At 35.5% G+C, this 19,945-nt stretch carries 15 protein-coding genes; all 15 read right to left on the bottom strand.

Annotated elements, in window-relative coordinates:
- Positions 1–14 precede the first annotated feature (14 nt).
- A complete protein-coding gene (gene asnB / locus ACK4HU_RS12035) occupies positions 15–1,862 on the bottom strand; it encodes an asparagine synthase (glutamine-hydrolyzing) (RefSeq protein WP_409807054.1) in 1,848 nt (615 codons plus the stop codon).
- Between the two features lies 1 nt (position 1,863).
- A complete protein-coding gene (locus ACK4HU_RS12030) occupies positions 1,864–3,057 on the bottom strand; it encodes a glycosyltransferase (RefSeq protein ID WP_409807052.1) in 1,194 nt (397 codons plus the stop codon).
- Positions 3,054–4,217, bottom strand: a complete 1,164-nt coding sequence (locus tag ACK4HU_RS12025; protein WP_409807050.1) for a hypothetical protein — start codon at positions 4,215–4,217, stop codon at positions 3,054–3,056. The genes ACK4HU_RS12030 and ACK4HU_RS12025 overlap by 4 nt, the downstream gene beginning before the upstream one ends.
- Before the next feature lie 15 nt (positions 4,218–4,232).
- Positions 4,233–6,167 (bottom strand): asparagine synthase (glutamine-hydrolyzing), encoded by a 1,935-nt coding sequence (gene asnB / locus ACK4HU_RS12020; protein WP_409807048.1) that lies wholly within the window; start codon positions 6,165–6,167, stop codon positions 4,233–4,235.
- Between the two features lie 3 nt (positions 6,168–6,170).
- The gene (locus tag ACK4HU_RS12015; RefSeq protein ID WP_409807045.1) at positions 6,171–7,121 is read right to left on the bottom strand and encodes a glycosyltransferase family 2 protein; all 951 of its coding nucleotides are present in this window, start codon (positions 7,119–7,121) and stop codon (positions 6,171–6,173) included.
- 61 nt (positions 7,122–7,182) lie between these two features.
- Positions 7,183–8,289, bottom strand: coding sequence for a glycosyltransferase family 61 protein (locus ACK4HU_RS12010; RefSeq protein WP_409807043.1), 1,107 nt, complete (start codon positions 8,287–8,289; stop codon positions 7,183–7,185).
- 44 nt (positions 8,290–8,333) lie between these two features.
- Positions 8,334–9,284 carry a glycosyltransferase family 2 protein gene (locus ACK4HU_RS12005; RefSeq protein ID WP_409807041.1) on the bottom strand — a complete coding sequence of 317 codons (951 nt, stop codon included), beginning with the start codon at positions 9,282–9,284 and terminating at the stop codon, positions 8,334–8,336.
- Positions 9,281–10,531 carry a glycosyltransferase family 4 protein gene (locus tag ACK4HU_RS12000; protein ID WP_409807039.1) on the bottom strand — a complete coding sequence of 417 codons (1,251 nt, stop codon included), beginning with the start codon at positions 10,529–10,531 and terminating at the stop codon, positions 9,281–9,283. Before ACK4HU_RS12000 ends, ACK4HU_RS12005 begins: the two co-directional genes overlap by 4 nt.
- On the bottom strand, positions 10,528–12,384 hold the full coding sequence (gene asnB, locus ACK4HU_RS11995) for an asparagine synthase (glutamine-hydrolyzing) (RefSeq protein ID WP_409807037.1): 1,857 nt from the start codon (positions 12,382–12,384) through the stop codon (positions 10,528–10,530). Before asnB (ACK4HU_RS11995) ends, ACK4HU_RS12000 begins: the two co-directional genes overlap by 4 nt.
- A gap of 35 nt (positions 12,385–12,419) precedes the next feature.
- The gene (locus tag ACK4HU_RS11990; protein WP_409807035.1) at positions 12,420–13,301 is read right to left on the bottom strand and encodes a glycosyltransferase; all 882 of its coding nucleotides are present in this window, start codon (positions 13,299–13,301) and stop codon (positions 12,420–12,422) included.
- Between the two features lie 14 nt (positions 13,302–13,315).
- Complete coding sequence (locus ACK4HU_RS11985) at positions 13,316–14,581, bottom strand: ATP-binding cassette domain-containing protein (RefSeq protein WP_409807033.1); 1,266 nt, start codon at positions 14,579–14,581, stop codon at positions 13,316–13,318.
- 6 nt (positions 14,582–14,587) lie between these two features.
- Positions 14,588–15,445 carry an ABC transporter permease gene (locus ACK4HU_RS11980; RefSeq protein ID WP_409807031.1) on the bottom strand — a complete coding sequence of 286 codons (858 nt, stop codon included), beginning with the start codon at positions 15,443–15,445 and terminating at the stop codon, positions 14,588–14,590.
- 38 nt (positions 15,446–15,483) lie between these two features.
- Positions 15,484–16,701 (bottom strand): formyltransferase family protein, encoded by a 1,218-nt coding sequence (locus tag ACK4HU_RS11975; RefSeq protein ID WP_409807029.1) that lies wholly within the window; start codon positions 16,699–16,701, stop codon positions 15,484–15,486.
- A gap of 37 nt (positions 16,702–16,738) precedes the next feature.
- The gene (locus ACK4HU_RS11970) at positions 16,739–19,093 is read right to left on the bottom strand and encodes a GumC family protein (RefSeq protein ID WP_409807027.1); all 2,355 of its coding nucleotides are present in this window, start codon (positions 19,091–19,093) and stop codon (positions 16,739–16,741) included.
- A gap of 4 nt (positions 19,094–19,097) precedes the next feature.
- Positions 19,098–19,931, bottom strand: a complete 834-nt coding sequence (locus ACK4HU_RS11965; protein WP_409807025.1) for a polysaccharide biosynthesis/export family protein — start codon at positions 19,929–19,931, stop codon at positions 19,098–19,100.
- Positions 19,932–19,945: the final 14 nt, after the last annotated feature.

The raw sequence follows: 19,945 nt of genomic DNA, 5'->3' as shown, positions 1-19,945 counted from the left end.
AAAAGTTTTACATTTCATAGTTCAACATTAAATATCTTAGCCCAAAGTGTGAGAGACATTGCCCTCCAGACTCTTTCGGCAATATTTCCATTTGATTTTCTTGACCTGATCATTTCAAGGTCTTGTTGAATCATTTTCTTCTCGACCCATGGAGAATCGGAAAGAATTTCTGAGACAAATTCAATTTCGTCTTGCAATATATGCTGTAAAGGAGTGAAAAAACCTAGTTTATCAGTTCGTTTATATACTTTTTCCGGTAAAAATTTCTTCCCAGCTTCTCTCAGAAGAACCTTAGATAACCCATTTTTAAAGAAACTATCTGGCTTAAAAGTAGAAACCAAGTCCAATATTCGGTGATCTAAAAAGGGCATTCTACCCTCAATCGATCTTGCCATTCCGTTACGATCGTCATAATGAACCAAATGAGGAATATGAACTCCCTTAATTGATTCCTCGATTCCTTCGTCCCATTCATAGGCCATTGCCAACTTAAAGCTGTTATTAGTTTGAGATGCTGCCTGTCTCAATTCTTGAGAAATAAAGTGTCTTCGATTTTCCCTTGATTTTTCTCTTAAATTTCTTTCCAATTCCGGAAATATTGCCCCAGCTATGATCCTGAAATTTTCATGCAGGCTTAAATTTGATTTATTCATTTCAGGAAATGTGTAGGAAAAATTCATCCTCCTTAGTTCATGAGAGAATAATTGCTTGATATTATGGGAATATCCTCTGAACAATTCATCTGCCCCCTGACCCCCCAAAACCACTTTGATCTTTAACTCGGCCGCCATATCCATCAAATAACCGTGCGCAATAATGGATGGATCACCGAATGGCTCTTCTTGAATCATTAATGTCCTTTCAAGCTTTGAGGATATTCTCACTTCGCCAAGATCTTTTTTAAATAGATTAAGTCTTCCTCCCCATTTTTCCATCACCGCATTTACGAAGGGACTCTCATCAAATTTTGAATTGGGAGTTTGAGCGGTAAACACGGATATTGGATTTAATGTAGTCGCCGAACTTGCGAGTATGCCCACGATAATACTGGAGTCTAATCCTCCACTCAAACTAGCCCCCAATGGCACATCAGCAATAGTTTGGGACACTACAGCTTCTCGAATGACATCTTCTAAATCCTCCAGGTCTTTGGTACCTACTTTTATCTTATCTTTTAATTTAACAATTGGAATATTCCAATAATTTATAATTTTCCCAAATTGTCTATTATGATCCACCCAAAAATAAGTCCCAGGCAGCACTTGTTTAATATCTCTAAAAAAAGTTTCTTCACCCAAATGACCGTAATTACCCAAAGCCAAGTACTCGGCTGCCATTAATGCATTTACTTTATTTTTTTCTTCAAATACCAATAAGGGTTTTATCTCGCTGGAAATCATCAGACTAGTTTTATTTTTTCGGATATAGATGGGTTTTTGACCATATCGATCACGTGAAACTAATAATTTTTCCCTTTCCTTATCCCAAATTACAATAGCCCACATTCCCACCATCAACTCAAAGCACTTTTCACCCATCAATTCGAATAGCTCTAGTATGGTTTCGGTATCTGAATGCCCTCTCCAACAATAGCCAGGGAAAAATTTTTGCCTTAGCTGAAGGTGATTATAAATTTCACCATTGAAAACCATCACATATTTAGAGCTTGAGGATATCATTGGTTGATGTCCTGCATCTGTAAGGTCTTGTATAGATAGCCTAGTATGGACCATACCTATCCCAGAATCCTTCCAAACACCCCGAGAATCAGGCCCACGATGGTGTAGTAATTTTTCAGACTTGGCTAGATAACTATCTATCAACAGGTCATCCTTACTCAGAATCACAGATATTCCGCACATATCAAGAAAATATTTTATATTTTATAGCTCTAGTTGCTACTATTACCCAAGAAAATTTAACTTTTAGCATGTACGAAAGTCTTTTTTGTGGAAATGCTAAAGGATTTATTTCCAGCGATTCACACAAAATTTTGTAATTTTTCACACAATTCTGTATTGAAAAACGTTCATCAGCCAAGCTTATCGCCTGACTTATTTTTTCTTGACTAAATTCATTCAATGCATCCTTCAACTGCGTAGCAGCAAGCTCAATGTCTCCAACTGGAAATAGTCTTACAACTCCCGAGGAATTAGAATCTTGCAGCAAATCTTCAACCCCACTTACCATACTACTGACTATTGAACAGCCCCCTCCTAAGCCCTCCATTACTGCTACTGACATACCTTCGTAATTTGAAGTTTGAAGCATCACTTTAGACTGAATAAGGTGAGCATTTATAATCTTATTATCTACCCATCCAAAAAACTTAATATGGTTAATCAATCCTTTTTCTTGAGTCAATTCTTTAAGTTCGTTTAATTTCGATCCATCACCAAAAACCAAAATTTTCCAATCCTGTATTTTTTTTTTCAAACTGACTGCTATAGGAATAATGTCTGATACACGCTTTTGTTCTTCCTCTACTCTTCCTATCCAAATAATTTGATTTTCTTTCTCGATATCGACACTTGGCTTTTCCAAAAAGATCCCGCACGGAATTACCACATGATGCTGGCAGTGACCGGATTGTTCGGCTTTATATTTTATTCGCTTTGAAACGGACACTGTTGCAGATAAGTATTTCTGATACTTTTGAAATAAGTTGTAATAAAAAGGATCATCACTGTGTAAAACCCCAATGACTTTATAATGCCGGGAGACAGCTAGGCAAGCTAACCAACAAGCCTCATCATCTGAAGGGATCAAACTAGCCCCTTTAGGGACGTGATTTAAAATTAAATTTCGATAGACATTGATTCTAAATTCTTGAGTTGCCAATTCAAAATTAAGACCTAGCTCAAGCAAATGAACATCTAAGGAATCACCCAGCATTGAAGCCATAGTAGGTCTATTTCCACCGGAAATAAATGGCTTTTTGGGCTTTATCGTTATAAATTTTGAAGAAATTCCTGAAGTTTGGCATTCCAAGAACGCATTGCACATCCATGAAGTAACTCCTCCTCTATGGTAAGGATGACATACAAATGCAATCATAAACTTTTCGATATTAGGTTTGACAAAAATTTAGAGAATTGAGCTTTATCAGAAATTGCCTTTGTACAATTAGCTGTCAGAAAAAGGTTACTTAGATCTCCTTTAGAATAATTATCCAAAGTTAAAGCAACTTGTTCTGCTGTTTCCTGAATCACATTAGGATGTCCCCACTCTTTAAACAAACTTTGAAAAGACCCGCTATCCTTACCGACAATCATGATAGGTTTATTAAAAGCACATGCTTCATAGAATTTTGACGGTATCACTTGGCGATCAGCAGTATCCCAGGCAAAAACCAAAATGATATCTGAATTCTGAAATGCGCTTGCCAATGTCGCTTCATCGAGATGTCCCAATTGGACAAACCTTAATCCTAGATAATTTAATTTTTCAAATACACCAATTGAACCTGCATAGTAATATTTAAATTTTGGGTCTTCCATAGAGACCTTTAGTAATTCGGGCTGCATTGCATGAAAGTGGATATTCCCGGCGTAGAAAAGCTTAATTTTATTATTTCCATCTTGTTGAAAAAATGAGTCAAGGGTATTTACTCGTCTTGGGCATTCAGGAATACAATGCCTTTGAACCAATATTTCTTTCCCGATTCTATCCTCGTCCAAAATTTTCCATTCAGGAGAGACATGAATAATATGATCAGCAGGCTTCAATTGCTTCTTGAGCCATTTTATACCAATCGCTAAATTTTTATTTGACAGACCTTCATCTAAGGAGTCTTGAACATCTACCCACCAAGATAGCTTAAATTTTTCCTTAACTTTCTTACCCAGCCAGATGGTACCTCTTGGGGTAAAAAACGATATGACCAAATCATAATCGTTTCTCAAGAAATTATCTATTTCTTTCTGACTCTTATAAAAACTATATCCGATGACATCCCCGAAAAAAATTAACACATAAAATGTAAAGAGCTTATTTAAAAATTTATTTTTGACATAATTCTCGAGCTCAATTTGTAAGACTCTTCCTGAGCTAAAATCAATTTTATCACTTGCTTTATTTTCTATAGTAATATAATCTATTTCCCATTTTTGATTTTCGAAAAATTGTTGATATTGCCCAACTCTCCTGACTAATGCAGCACTTTGGCTGTTATAATTTTTAGGGTGATGATAACAAAGAAATAATACTTTTTTCAACTTTAAAAAACTGATCTAGATCGACATTTTATTTACCCAAAAATTAAAGTTCAAAATCCGCCATGGTTCAAAACTAAATTCAATATCACCAGACATCACTCGATTAGTATAAGAAGCCACTTCATTGATGTTAAATTTTGTAGTATCCAATTTATCAGACACTATTTGGTCAAAAAACCAATCTTTACCCTCTTCTTTCATCCATCTTTCTTCCGAAGAAACAAAACCCATTTTGTCACGACGATTTAAAATTTCAGAAGGCACTATATCTTTGAAGGCTTTACGCAAAATGAATTTTCTCTCACCATTCTTGTAAATAAACTCCTCGGGAAGACCTAAAGCAAATTCCAATATTCTATAGTCCATAAACGGAGTCCTACTTTCTACCGAAAAAGCCATACTGTTTCTGTCTTCATACCGTAATAAGGAGGGAAGTGGGGAAATCTGAATTTGATCTAGCAAATTAGCTTTAAGGGATCTGTTCATTTTATTATTGGTTGTAGAAGAAAAATCTTTCAACCAAAATTGAGTTGGGTCGAGATCTGTCCGCATCCTTTCAGGATAGATCCCCTTTAAATTCTTAGGAAGTAAGGAATGGATTGCACCTAGCAGGAACCCAATAGGCAATTGGCCATGCTGAGATTTATAGGATTTAATTTCATTTTTCAGAACCCCAAACTTGCCTTTTCGGAGTAGACCGGAATAAAGCGGAAGGTCATTTCCCCCATATCCAGCCAATTGCTCATCTGCCCCCTGTCCGTCTATCATGACTGTTAAGCCAGCTTTATTTGCACCTTCAAAAACACACCATTGGCTAAACTGGCTTGTACTTCCAAACGGATAATCCAGATGCCATACCAATTTCTCCAGATCAGCCTGCAACTTTTCAAAATCAGGATACACTTTATGACTTCTGGAGTTAGTTTTCCTATTGATTATTTCAGCAAATTCAGTCTCATCGTATTTCTTATCCAGACTGCAACTAGTCACTGTTTCAAGGACCTTTGATTCATCCCCTGCCTCATCCAATAGTTCACGCATCAAGCATACAATAGTACTACTGTCTAGCCCACCGCTGAGTGCACTACCTACAGGAACATCACTTCTAAGTCGCAATTTTACAGCATCCTTGAGTAGTCTCCTGAATTCCTCACATGCCTGTTCAAATGTTCCAATCCATTTTTTGGGTTGAAAAGTGTACCAACTGGCAAGCTTAATGTCATCATTTGCCAGATCATAGGTCATGATTTGACCTGGCATGAGTTGGTTGATGTTTTTTTCGAAAGTATCCAACTCATGATCCAAATATCCATACTTTAAATAGTCAAATGCGATATGATCATTAAGTAGAAATTTATATTCATTTAAAAGTCTCAATTGTTTTACTTCAGAACTGAAGGCAACATATCCTGATTTTACAGAAAAGTAGAGTGGTTTTACCCCAAATCTATCTCTAACTGCCCACAGGATATTTTTCTTCCAATCCAAGATTAAGAAAGCGAACATCCCATTAAACCTATCTAAGCAGGCTTCCCCCCATTGATCCCAGGCTTGAAGAATTACCTCTGTATCCGAACCTGTTCTAAATGTTCTGCCCGTTTTCTCTAATTCGAGGCGGATTTCCAAATAATTATATACCTCCCCGTTGAAAATTATACATAAGGAGTCGAAAATCATCGGTTGATGTCCATGAGGACTCACATCCAAGATTGAAAGTCTTCTGTGGCCAAATCCCAATTTGAATTTATCAGCAGGTATTGATTCCAATTTATGCATTCCGATACTTTCCGAGTTGGTGTCTTTTCCCGCATAAATATTAGGTGAATCAAGGCCATTGTAAAGCATGTAACCAGAATCATCAGGACCTCGATAATTAATCAAATCGGTGCATTTAATTAAATGATTAACATCCACGCCACCTTTATTAATGAGGCCAAAAATTCCACACATAATTTAATTGAATAGTTGTTTAATTAATGTTGCATTCTTGTTGCCAAGTAGGTAAGCTAATAGCACGTACAATTTACCGCCTCTTACTTTCAGGTCAGGCTTCACCTGAATTGAAAATTTTAAAAACTCCTCAGCAATATTTGGTGTAGATTTTCGGATTTCAGCCCAAAATTGAAATAAAAAGTAGCTTAACTCCTCCTTCAAATCTTCATTAAACAATTGCCTATGCTCAAGTTCCCTGACAAATTTCTTTCTAAGGTCAAGTATTTGACTTAGCTTCAGTTCATTCCCGATAAATTTCCCAACTCGCATTTCCTCATGATCCCGGTATAGTGTTCTTGGAAGTTTGGCACCTGAAATTTTTGCCCCATTCATTAAGGCACGAAAAACCAAATCTACATCTTGATTGATCTTCAAAGTGGAATCAAATCCACCAATCTTTTCAATAAAGCTTTTCTTCCACATGATAGAACATTGGTTAATGTACCAACCTCCTAGTAGATTTCTTAAGATTAAACTTTCTTTACCATCCGAGTAGAGTGGGTACTCGGTTCTTCTTGGAATAATCGTAGGATTTGTCAGGGTACTTTCTGCGGTGATATGATCCCAAGGACCATAAATAGCATCCAAATATGGATGTGTTTGAAGAAACTCCAGTCGACCTAAAAAAAAGTCAGTCTCAATAAGATCATCAGAATCTAAAAAAACAACATAATCATTCTTGGCCAGTCCAATTCCTAAATTCCTTGCAGCCGTAGCACCCTGATTAGATGTTTTCATATAATTGTATTTCAGATTTGGAAATTCACTGAGAAGCATTCCCATAATATCTTCTATGGAACCATCATCAACTATAATTATTTCCTTATCTATTGAATCACATTTTTCAATTGATTCTAAAGTAAATTTTAACAAATCTTTTCTATTGTATACTGGGATAATAATAGAAACCATAAATTATAAAGTGGCAGGGCTAGGTTAGAAAAAAGCAATGCCAATACGGAAGATTGATTGGTCAACAAAATTGCTTTAAATTATTTTTAAATATAGATGGATCCAAATAGAAATTATACTTTTCATCGGATTTTTCTCCAATAATGGATTTATAATTGAAAGATAAGTAGTTGGAAAGATTTCTATAGTGTTCTGGAGTAAGTGATTCATCGGGGAAAATTTCAAAAAGACTTAACGAAAGTCCGCATCTGAAAATTATATTAGTCAAGCCTGCCCCATGGATTCCAATTATATGAGATGCACCAGAAAATAGTACAATTTGATCCTTAAGAGTAAGACTAGATGGATCAACTGGGATGAATCCGTGACTTTCTGCTATTTGGATAATTTCATCGTTATTAATAATTGCTCTTCCATGAACTTTAGGCCTGTATATAAATATTTTATCATTTCGATCCAATTCCCTTAAATGATCAACCGAATGTACTACATCCTTCACCCCTTCTGAAATAAATGAATCTTTTGATACAATTAATTTCTTCACGTGGTAGTATTCATTTTTTTTTTGGACTATTAACTTACGTTTGATAAAGGAGCTTAATTTCAAGAATTCCTGAACAAAAGGAATGGAACCAAAATAATAAGGCACCAGGATCGGAATGTGTGAGGGAACACCCTTGGACTCTAGAATGGAAATTTGGCCTAAGACGTCTATAAAAAAATGATAATAATTTTCCCATCCATACCTTAAACTTATTGCTTCATCGATGTGTGATGATTTACCTAGACCCAGAGCAAACTTGATATAAGAAGGAAGTATTGGCTTAGGCCTCCACGGATCTTCCACAAGCGGAAAAGAGAATTTGAAGACAAAATATTTACTCAAGATTATCCAACCCTGAGAGGGTTCCAAAATGGTATTTTCGAGCTTGTACACATAAGAAGAATAAATGTGTAATATAAATTTATGCTTTGCCGGGGCCTCAAAAAACAATTTTTTTAAAAAATCTTCACTGTAAAAATTAAGAATTTGGTCTTTATGGCTTGAAAAATGCAAAACTTCTATTTTGTCATTTTCTTCTTGAATTTCCCAAACTTTACTGTCAAGAAATTGAGAGAGTAAAAGACTTGTTTTACTTTTAAATTTTAGAAGTAATTGTTTAATCATTATACATTCAAGTGGTTCAGAAATATAAAAAATAGTGATTTAACTCAGCCAGATAAAAATTGTCGGAAGACAACAGCACGTTCATTTCCGAAAATTTCAGCAAAAAACCTTAATATAAATCTACCCTTTAATTTCAGATTAGGATTCAGCACTCTACTAAAGATTAGAAATTTCTTAGCTTCAGTTGGCATACTAATTCTATAAATAGACCAAATTTCAAAACAATAGTAAGCCATTGAATCCGAGTAAGATTGATTCCAAATATCATTTTGAATCATCATCTCCTTGAATTTAACACGAAGTTGAAATATCTGATTAATTTTCAGGGGATTTTTTTCGATAGCTCCCACCCGCTCGTTACCATGTTCCCGAATCAAGGCCCTACCGCCAGATACTCCAGTAATATTACCATTGGCCAATATGGCTCGAAAAAGTAAGTCTACATCCTGGTTTATTAATAGATCCAACCTGAAACCTTCAATTTTTTCAATAAATGATCTTTTCCAGAGAATGGAACAAGGATGAATGTACCACCCCGCCAGTAAGTTATAGAGAATCCTATCTTCATTACCGATACTATACAGTGGATAATTTAATGTTCTTGGTACTTCATTCTCAAATTTGTAAGCATATTCGCCCGAAAAAAAATCAAAATTACCATAAACACAGTCTAAAGTGTGATTTAAGTCAAATTCTTTCACTCTAGAACCGAAGAAATCACCTTCCAGAATATCGTCAGAGTCCAAAAAAAGAATAAATCCTCCTGTAGATTCTTTTAATCCAAGATTCCTGGCAGCAGGTGCACCCTGATTTTTTTGTTTTATAAATCGAACAGCCGGATATTTTGATCTGACGATTTCCTCTGTACCATCTGTAGAACCATCATCAACTACAATTACTTCTAAATCTATATCTTTAGGTTCAAAAATGGAATCCAAGGTATAAGATATTAAATTTGCTCTATTGAAGGTTGGGATAATTATGCTGACCTTCATTCTTTTGAAGGAAAGGCAACTGTTGTAGAATGGTACGAGAGCTTCTCAAGAAGCTTTTTTGAATTTGAAAGGTATGAACCGACTTTTTGAACTTGATTTCTTGTATTAATTTGGTTGCCTTGGTATTTGATAACCTTGAGAATAGCAGTTCCAAGCTGGTCTATGTCACCTGGATCGATAATCGAACAATCAGGAGATTCTTCAAATATTTCAGAATGCCCACCAACATTGGTAGTTATCAATTGGATATTGCTCGCAGCTGCTTCCAGAAGTGCATTCGCCATTCCCTCATTGTAACTTGCAAGAACAAAAGCATCCGAGGCCCTATAAACCTCAGCCAATTTAGAATGAGATATCTGTCCCAAATTGACAATTAAATGATCAATTCCTCTTTTTGTTGCTTCAGATATCAGATCCAGGGTATCGTTACTAGATCTATTCACAGCCACACATAGCAACTTCCAATTTTTTAAGGAATTTTTGACAGATGCCATGGCATCGAATAATACCAGCCAACCCTTTAGTTCCACTGGAGTGGCTACACAAATAAAGTAGTTAATTTTTTCATCCAACTTCAGCCTTTTCTTTATCGTTATTTTTTCTCCTTTTTCGGCAGGTCTGAACTTATCCATATCAACCCCATTGTAGACGACGCCTATTTGCCGTTGAATAGCCTTTGGAACCCACTCATTTGCGTCTTTAGCTAGCCGCCCACTGTTTGCCAAAACAAGATCAGAATTGATAAAAACTTCTTCAATGTGATGTATAAGCTTTGGATTTTCTAAAGGCCAGGCATGAACATCATCTCCCCTTGCTATGGCGGCTAATTTTATCCCTGTTTGCTCTTTGATTTTTGTCCCTATGTACCCAAAATCAGTTAAAAAATGTGCGAAAATCCAATCTGTATGTTTTAGTTCCGGCTTTGTGTTTATATATCTTGAAAAGGAGTCCGCTATCCTGTCATAATAATTATCAGAAAATAATCTATTAGGCATTTTAATGAAGGTAGGCACTCGATGAATCTTTATTCCATCTACCTCTTTAAAATAATTCTTGAAGGTCTCAAATCCTGTTTTCCAATAGCTATGAAATTGATGCAGTCCGAATGGTGGAAACCAATTAAAATCCACTAAAACATGGCATTCACAACCTAGTTCGCTGAGGGCTTTTATTTGTTGATGAATAAAGATGCCATTCATAGGTGCATTTCTCCTTGGATAATTTGGAGTGATTACAATAATTTTCAATTTATTTTCAGGAATGACTCTAATGCTACAAGTCCAAAAGCTAACGAAGGGTTAATACAGTCAGAGTGCTCTTTCAAAAGCTCCGATAACTTTTCTTTATTCAATAATTCAGAGTTTTTCAGTGCCAATACTTTACTCAAATACAAATTACGAGTGGGAAGATCTTTACAGAGCATTGATTTCAAAGGAGAATTAAATCCTGTCTTCTTTCGGTAAGCTAAATCTGAATTCAAATGTTTTTCTACCAAAAATCTGAGTGGAAGCTTTCCCCATTTTTCATTTTGTTTGAATTGGCTCGGTATAGCGAAAGAAAACTCTACGAATCGATGATCCAAAAACGGCACTCTAGCCTCTATGCCTTGATTCATTGTCATTCGGTCCACTTTGGCCAACATCTCATCAACTAAACTGGTTTTCAAATCCAAATACAGCATTTTGGTCAGTAAATCCTCTCCCGCACATTCCTCCCAAAACCCCTGAATTCGCTTTTTATATCTATTGACGTCCACCAGGGACCTTAGGGCAGGATTTATCATTTCCAAGCATTTTTCTTCTTCAAGAATTCTGTACCTATCCAAATACTTGATAGAGTCATTAATTTGAAGGTATGCCGAAGCCTCCTTAAAAGATTTAATTCCAAAAATGGAGCCAGTATATTTTAGCAATGAAGATCTTAGAGAAATCGGAAACCCCTGTAATACTGGTGGATTAAAAAAAGGAACATGGCGGTCGTATCCACCCATGAGCTCATCCGCCCCATCACCACTAAGCACCACTTTAACCTTTGACTTTGCCAGGGCACTGATTCTGCTTAAAGAGAGGGCACTACTGACCCCAAATGGCTGATCCAAATTCCCATAATGAGAACTCCAAGATCCAAAAAAGTCTGTGTTGATATCAAAGGTTTCATGGGTTGCACCTATTGAATTGGCTGTCTGAGATGCAATAATGGACTCATCCTCGGGCTCACCCGGAAAAGCCGCGGAAAAGGAATGAATTCCGTTATTTTCTTTAGCCGCATAATAAGATATGAGACTGGAATCTATACCTGCTGACAAAAATGTACCTACCGGAACATCAGCCACTAAATGATCCGATACAATACAACTAAGAAGCGAATCAGAAGCTTCAGCTACTTCTGCCACTGAATTAAACCCAACAGTGGAAGTGGAGGGAATATCCCAATAATTTTGTTCGCGAAAAAGGTTGTTTTCCCAGATTCCAAAATGGCCTGGTGAAAGTGCTTTAATTTCTTTAAACCAAGAATTTGGCTCGGGAACACTTCCTAACAAAAAATATTCAAAAATTGATGTGGGATCAGTTGAGACACTTATTAACCCACAAGTTGCTATAGGAGATACTTCAGATGCAAATAAAAAATTTTTGTCTGAAACATGGTAGTATAGTGGCTTGATACCGATCCGATCTCTTGCGATAAACAATTTTTTCCTGGAAATATCCAGAAGTGAAAAAGCAAACATCCCTGTGAGTTTTTTCAATACTGCACTAAAATCTCCGTCTAATTCTTCATAAAGATGCAAAATAACCTCACTATCTGAACTAGAGTGGAACTTATGACCTTTTTTAATAAGATCAGACCGGATTTCTACATAATTATAAATCTCTCCATTGCATATTAAAACCAACGAATTATCCTCATTTTTCAATGGCTGATTTCCCTTTGTACTTAAGTCAATGATTGATAATCTAGTATGAATCAGAGCCAAGTCTTCATTCTCAAATACCCCATAACCATCGGGCCCTCTATGATGCAGCGATGATGCAAATTTGTCAATGAATACAGAGTAATCCTTAAGACCATCTGCTTTAATAAAACCTGCTATACCACACATAAATAATTAGATAAGAATCAAAGAAAAAATAGGCATCACTTAATTTGGTATTCTCTTTTATACTCTTTGGAGATTAAGTTTATAATATAAAAAAGAATTTTCTTAAGAATTCGATAAATAAAGCCATCCTTAGTGGAAATGTAACGAAGTAATATCACCCAATTTTGTTGATAATTGTATCCATATACATATTTCATGGTGTGCAGATAATTCCTTTCAATACGTAAAAGTGAAGTTGAATTATAAAAAGAATTGGATAAAACTCTATACTGGCATAAAATCTCCATCATACCTTGGCAGGCATATTTTTCAAGCAGCCTGATATTCATCTGAAAGTCTTCGAATGGAATATCTTCATCGTATCTTCCTATCGCGTGGATACAGGATGTCCTGTAAAGTAAAGTTGGAGCGCACAGGGAATAATTTTGAATGAACTCCGACCTAATCTTGCCAGCCGGAAGATCATATACAGAATGCCAACCATTCTTCTCAAACCGATTCATTTCCGGTAAGACTTTACCATGCTCATCGATAAAATCAAAATTCCCATAAATAAAGGCGAGTGAGTCGGGAAGTTTATGGAAAAATGACACTTGAAGTTCAATTTTATTAAAACTCAAAATATCATCGCAGGAAATAAATTGGAAAAACTCTCCCTTCGTATGTTCAAGAGCCAAATTTAATGCAGCACAAACCCCCAAATTTTTATGGTTTGGGATGAATAGAGGATCTAAGGAACTAGTCTTTATCCACTCATTTATTTTTCCAACTGAGTCATCTTGGGAGTTATTATCTAGGATGATTAATTGGATTTGTTTGTAGGTCTGGTTCTGGATGCTATTTAAGGTTTCAACCAAAAATTGTTCGTGATTGTAACTTAATGCCACAACAGTAACCAGTGGTAAGGTCTCGTTCATGTTAAAAAATCGACCTAAGTATGAAAATCAACTACATAAGGAATATCAGGCCTCAGAACACCGGGCAAAATTTCGGTGTTTGAGCCAAATGATTCATTGGCAATCTCAAAACCGATTATTTCTGATTCTTTAAAAAGTAGATACCTTTGATTTTCCCCAAAAATGACATTGAATTTATATTGACCTGCATTAATGGTATAGGGGTCTAGTTGACCTTTTATGGTATAGATCCCCCTTTTACTATCCTTTTCTGTAGAAACAAATGCGCCATGATGGAAGATCTTAACTTCCTCAGTATTGACCAGTTCAAAAGTTACGTCCAAATTAATATTGGCCTTTTCATTGTAAAAAGTACATTCAAAATATACACCTGAGGAGATGGAAATATAATCCCCTTTCAGAGAACCTACTTCAAACTTCAAAATTTTAATATTTTCATTACCAATAATATTGGGAGATCCAAGTTCAAAATTCACAGATTGATTTAATTCGGAATTTTGTTGGTAATAATTCACCGCCTCTTGTGTTGAACCTTCAAATCCATGCATTCCGTTATGAAGGACAAGTCCCTTGGTACAAAGGCTTTTAACCGAAGCCATATTGTGGCTGACAAAAAGTATGGTTCTGCCCTCTTTGCTACTGATATCGCCCATTTTTCCCAAGCACTTTTTTTGAAACTCAGCATCACCGACAGCAAGGACCTCATCAATAATTAATATTTCGGATTCTAAATGGGCTGCTACTGCAAAGGCCAGTCGGACATACATCCCACTGCTATATCTCTTAACAGGGGTATCTACATATTTGGCAACTCCTGCAAACTCTACTATCTCATCAAATTTACTTTTGATTTCCAACTTGGTCATCCCCAAAATGGCACCATTCAAAAATATATTTTCTCTACCTGTCAATTCTGGATGGAATCCTGTTCCCACTTCCAAAAGAGAAGCTACCCGACCTTTCACATCAATAAATCCCTGAGTGGGTAAAGTCACACGGGAAAGTATTTTCAAAAGGGTACTTTTTCCAGCCCCATTTCTTCCGATTATGCCAAGAACATCCCCCTGATTGACCTGAAAATTTATATTCTTTAGTGCCCATGCATATTCACTACCGTCATTTACAGATCGATCGTTAGTAGAACCGATTTGAGCAAAGGGATCTTCTTTTCCTCTGAATTTAGCCCACCATCTATTCAAATCATGGCTTATGGTTCCCGTCCCAATTTCTCCTAATCGGTAGAGTTTGGATACATTTTCAACATTAATTACTGGACGCATAATAAATTAAACGGTATCCACAAATGATTTTTCAATTTTATTAAAAGTCAAAGCTCCCAGAAAAAGTAAGACCGAAGTAAATAGAAAACTATAACCCAACCATATCCAGCTCAAAACTCCTGAACCCAAAAAAGCATATTTGAAACTTTCAACAATGCTTGTAAGGGGGTTCAACCACAAAAAGAGCTGATACTTCTCTGATATTGAACTCATGGGGTAAATGACAGGAGTAGCATACATCAGAAGTTGTACACCGAATGCTATCAAGAAAGTAAGATCTCTATATTTAGTAGTCAATGCGCTTGATATAAGGCCAAATCCTAACCCCAATCCCCCCATTAAAAGTAAAAGGAATGGAGTTAAAAGAATAAATATATTTGGAGCGACATCTTTTCCTAATAAATAATAGATAATCAGGGTAATTAGGAACAAGCCAAATTGAATAGCAAATTTTAGGAGGTTGCTGATCACCTTACTCAAGGGGATAACTAGTCTAGGAAAATAAACCTTTCCAAATATTGGTGCATTTTCAGTAAATGTCTTGCTAGTTTGGGTGAGTGTCTCGTTGAAATAATTCCAAATCGTCACACCAGATAAATAAAAAAGAACCTGTGGAACTCCATCCGTACTCAATCCGGCCAAATTTCCAAAAATGAACATAAATGTTATTGTGGTCAATATAGGCTGGATAAAAAACCATAATGGTCCTAAGATTGTTTGTTTGTATACAGTTACGATATCCCGTTTAACAAATAACATTAATAAATCCCTGTATTTCCAGACTTTAGAAAAGCCTACACTTAGAGGTTCATTATTAGGCTCTATTCTAAAATCCCAGTCAAGAGATTCTTTTGGATTATTCATGATTGTTTTAAACAAACTTTTAAAAGACTGTATTTAGATCAATGGGTATTTTTGACAGGCTGATTTACCCTTTCCAAAAATTCCACTACTGTTGAATTGTTTTGTTTATTTCCGTATTCTTTAAGCGAAATATGATTGAAATCACAATGGTGTAGATCTGCACCAGATGAAATTAACCTTATCATGGATTTCAATTCGCCGGTTTCAGAGGCCTTAGTCATTGCGTACATGAGTACACTTGTGCCATTAACATTTACCGAATTAGGGTCGTAACCTTGTTTCAGTAGGTAGTCAAGCACATCGTAAGCACCATTATATGCCGCTACAATGCCTGCATCCCATCCGTTCTCATTTTTTTCTAAAAAATTATATCCGTTCTTCCCACACTTTTGAATAAAATTCAAGTTATTCTCAGCTGAAGCATTTAATATTTCATCCAGCCGATCAGGATAAAGCTCAATATCAAAATCGATTGTTGAATAGGTGCAACATTCAGGATCATTTCCCGTGATTTCGCCAGGTTTACTAATTGATCTTTTGGAAGTGATCTTGGAATGGCTAATTTTAAAATCTTCAATCGTTGCCAATTGATAAGGGCGAAATGAAAAAGCACGTATGAAGTTATGGATTTGGAAAGCAGTTTTCTTGAAATCCACGTTAATTTGGGAAAAATCAACAAAGCCTTTAGGGTAATAGGATGAATTTAAAACACTTTGAGGACATGAGCTTTCCTGTCCAATTAAAATTTGTTGAATATTTCGCTTGAATAAATCAAACCCTTGCAAATGATAAGTATTGAATAGTTCAAAACTATTCATAGTAAGCGGAAGTGGAAAAGATATCTGATCGACTATCTCACCTGTATCAATCCCATCATCTATCCGGTGTAAGGTTACTCCTGATTCATGCTCCCCATTTAACAATGGAAGGCAAGAAGTGTACATGCCTTTATACTTTGGCAATAAGGAAAAATGGATGTTGAAAAACTTTGCAGATTTAAACTTTTTAGTCCTTATGATTTGATCAAACTCAAGAGAAAAGAACAGTAAATCTTCTACCTCATAAAGTTTATCCAGGGAAACAATATCTACTTCTAACTTTTTAGCACAAAAAATAAGTGATCGCTGCCAGGTATTGACTTCAGAATCACGATTGCTTTTACAAACAACAATATCCTTCTTATCTATTCCTAATTCGATTAAATAAGATAGCGCATTGCAAGCCATTTGGTGGCTACCCCCAATTGCTATTTTCACCTAAACAAATGTATCTTTTATAATAAAAGAAGATGCATTATTTCTTATCATCATCATAATACCCATAACCGTATCCATAAGTGTACCCATAGCCATAGGTTACTTTTTTACCATCTACACCATTGAATATTGAATAAATATTCTTGATACCGTTCTTATTTTTTAGACCATTAAGTGCTTCCACGAAGCTTCTATGCGAGAAATTCTGACGAAACACGAAAATGGTTAAATCCACGAAAGCCAGCAGATCAAGCGTTTCACTAACTAGACCGACTGGAGGTGTATCCAGAATAATTACATCATACTCATTTTTTAACTCCTGCATTAAATTCGCAAATAGATCTGTGAAAAGAAGTTCTGCTGGATTGGGAGGCGTAGGGCCAGAAACAAGAATATCGAGATTTTCGTACCCGGAGTTTTTAACAATACTTCTCCAGTCTGATTCCTGTTGGCTAAGAAGAGTCGATAAACCTTTATCATTTTTCAAATTGAAATCTTCAAAGATTTTAGGCTTTCTCATATCACATCCAACAAGAATTGTTTTTTTTCCTGTTAAAGAATAAACAGATGCCAAATTCATAGAACAAAATGTTTTACCCTCACCCGAGACAGTCGAAGTAACCATTAATGTTATTTGTTCGTCCTTTGGAAGAATAAACTTGATATTCGCTCTTAAAGACCTAAATCCTTCAGCAATACCTGACTTACCATGATCCAAAACCACCAGATTACTTTTACTTTTATTGAATAAAATGGTAGATAAAACTGGGATCTTTAATCTATTCTCCAGGAATTTGACATCTTCAATTTTTGTCCTTGTCAATTCTCTACCAAAAACAATCACAATTGGGAAACAAAAACCCAAAAAAGCAGAAAGTATATAATTTCTAAAGTCTTGCGGACTTACTTTACCAAGCGATGTAGCTGGCTCAATTATTTTATTATTGGCCGTATTTGAAGCTTTTGTTATGGCTGATTCTGCACGTCTTTGCATCAAATAAGTATAAATATTCTCATTTAGATCAAATTGCCTTCTGATTCTAATTAAGTTTTGTTCAGTTTGGGGCAAACTTCTAAAAGACTCATCTATATTGGCAATTCTTCTTTTAAGATCCTGGATCAAGAATGCAGAGTTAGCATCGACATTTGACAAGGCCTCTCGAATTGAAGAGTTCAAATTAGCCATCTTTCTATTCGCTTCCTTAACTGCAGGAGATTCTTCGGTATTTGTGGCTAATAGTCTTGATTTATCTGTTTGAAGAGCTAACAAATTGGTAATTAATGTATTTAAGATAGGGTCGTCAATACCTAAACCAGCAGGAACAACTAAATCCCGGTAATTCTCTTGAACTAAATACTGTTGCAACTTTTGGTAGAAAGTACGCTTGAATTCTTCTTGATTCAATTGAGTTTCGTATTGCATCAATTGTTCATAGACAACAGAACTCTCATTCTCTAAATCATAAATTTTGTTGGTTGATCTAAAGGTCTCCAACTGTCCTTCAAAAAACCTGAGCGAGTCAGCGACACCCGCTACTTGAGAATCAATAAAATTAATTGTGCTTGCCGCTATTTCGTTCTTTTCGGAAAGTTCAAGGTTTAAATAAGTCTCCATCAACTTATTGATATAAACTTCCCCTTTTACTGGATTTGAAGTAAGTAATGATAAATTTAGAATAGAAGCATTTCGATCAACCTTCTGAATTTGCAAATTATTAGAATATTCCCAGACAAGAGAACTTAAATCTCTCAACCGAATTAATATTTCTCCTGACTCTTCGACATTTGTTTTTGAAACCTTAAAAGTGAAGTTGTTAGTTTTTACTTGTTCATCAAATTTAAACTCCTGTGCTTCAGGGATCAATTCTAAACGAGTTAAATTTCCATCAGGTAAAAATTTGAGATAATCGTCATCGATAAAAGCCACAGAATAATTCTTAGAATTATTCCAACTTATTTTTAAAAGACCATTTATGACTTGTGGAGATTTCCAATCAACCTCTACCAAGATTGGAATATTTTTATAAATTTCATTATTAATAAACCTGCCTTTTTCAAAATATTCAACCGTGAAATCAAGTTGATTGAGAGTGGCCTCAGCGATTGGTTTAGATTTAATTATAATAATTTCATTAAGCAAACCTATGTTACCATTATCCAATATACTTGGGGAATCAAAAAGTGCTAATGCTGACTCTTTCTCTTTTACAAAAAACAAACCAGATACCCTGTATAGCGGGATGGTCATTTTAGTCCATAAATAACCTGCCCCAGCAAATAAGATTACAGATAGAATAATAAATGGCCATATCCTTATTATTTTGGGAATAAGCGCTTTAAAATCAAATGATTTATTACCTTCTTGAAAAAGTAATTCTTCCTGTTCTTTCATTTATTTAATTTTTGCTAAGGGTGTAGATTAAAACAAATGTAGAAACGATAGTGGTCAAAAAAGTTAGGGTTTGTAGAAAATTAGCTCCAGATCCTATCTCTCTTACCTTAAGTGGTTCTGCATACAACAAATCATTTGGCCTTATAAAATAAAAATCTGACTTCAAAAGATTCTTGTCATTGAGATTAATTTTATGAATTTGGGAACCATCAGGATATTGTCTCACCAAAACAATCTCATCTCTTTTTGCCAATACATTTAAATCTCCAGCAATTGCAATTGCATCAAAAATCGTCGCTCTGTTTTGGAGTATGGTTTGTTTACCTGGCATATTAAATTCGCCCAAAGCACTAAATCTAATTCCACCTAGTCGTACTCGAACAAAATATTCTCCTTCTTTAACGTATTGCCTTACCGCAATTTCAATAATAGTCTTTGCCTCCTTCAAGTTAAATCCTTGGAGATTCACTTCTCCAATCAGGGGCAATTCGACTATGCCATTTTCATCTAGAGAATAACCATTCATAAAGAATACATCACCACCATTTTGACCTCCCATCATTCCTGCATTGGCATTATCACCATTTGTCATATCAAATAGCAGATTAAGCTCTGGACTGGTCGTTTTGATATTAATTTCTATAATATCGTTGGCTTGCAGTAAATACTCTTCCGAATTATAGGGAATAAGCTCACTGGATGTAACTAAAGGCTGAGAATCTACGCCTAAGTCTTGCATGTAAATTAATTTTTTATTAGAAATGCAAGAAAAAGAACCAGCAACCAATAAGGCTATTAAAAGCTTGGATTTATGCTGTTTTTTAAGTGAATGAATCATTTATTTTTTTATTA

Origin of the sequence: Algoriphagus sp. (assembly GCF_046296635.1) — a bacterium.
In the GTDB taxonomy this organism is placed as follows: Bacteria; Bacteroidota; Bacteroidia; order Cytophagales; family Cyclobacteriaceae; genus Algoriphagus.
Note: the sequence above shows the minus strand (reverse complement) of the source record. Positions and strands in the feature narration are given on the sequence as shown.